The sequence below is a fragment of the Streptomyces sparsus genome (genome assembly GCF_054776295.1).
The window spans coordinates 1-577 of record NZ_BAAHCA010001683.1 but is presented as its reverse complement, the minus strand read 5'-3'; the positions used below and the strand labels follow the sequence as shown (position 1 = coordinate 577).

Below are 577 nucleotides of genomic sequence, written 5' to 3'. Positions count from 1 at the left end.
GACGTAAGAGACCCGAGCGCGTAGCACCACCGCGGCGCATCGTGGTGCTCGGCAGCCCGGGCAGCGGCAAGACGACCTTCTGCCACGCGCTCGCCGCCGCGGGAGGGCCGCCCCTGTACCACCTGGACGACCTGTACTGGCGGCAGGGCTGGCGGCGACCGTCCCCCGACGAGTGGTCGGCGACCGTCGAAGCGGTCACCGCGCTGCCCCGGTGGATCGTGGACGGCAACTTCCTCGACACCGTGCCCGTCCGGGTCCGCGCCGCCGACCTCGTGGTGCTCCTGGACCGCCACCCGGCACTGTGCGCGTGGGCCCTGCTGCGCCGATCCCTGCGCCTGCGCCGGGACGCCTCAGGGGGCCGGCAGCGCCGCGACCACACCCCGGCGGGACTGACCGCAGCCGATCCGCCGGTCCGCAGCGTCACCGCCCTGCTGCGCAAGGCGCTGTTCTTCCGCCGCCGCGAACTGCGGGCGATGGCCCCGCTGCTCGCCGGCTGCCAGGCGCGCGTGGTGCGCTGCCGTACCCGGAGCCGCACCGACCGGCTGCTGCGGCAGCTGACCGCCGACCCGGCCCCCGC

Annotated in this window: 1 protein-coding gene; it reads left to right on the top strand. The window is 76.4% G+C overall.

Annotation, left to right across the window (positions count from 1 at the left end):
- Nucleotides 1–41 precede the first annotated feature (41 nt).
- The coding region (locus ACYVE9_RS30290; RefSeq protein WP_461031052.1) for a P-loop NTPase family protein at nucleotides 42–577 on the top strand (536 nt) is incomplete at its 3' end.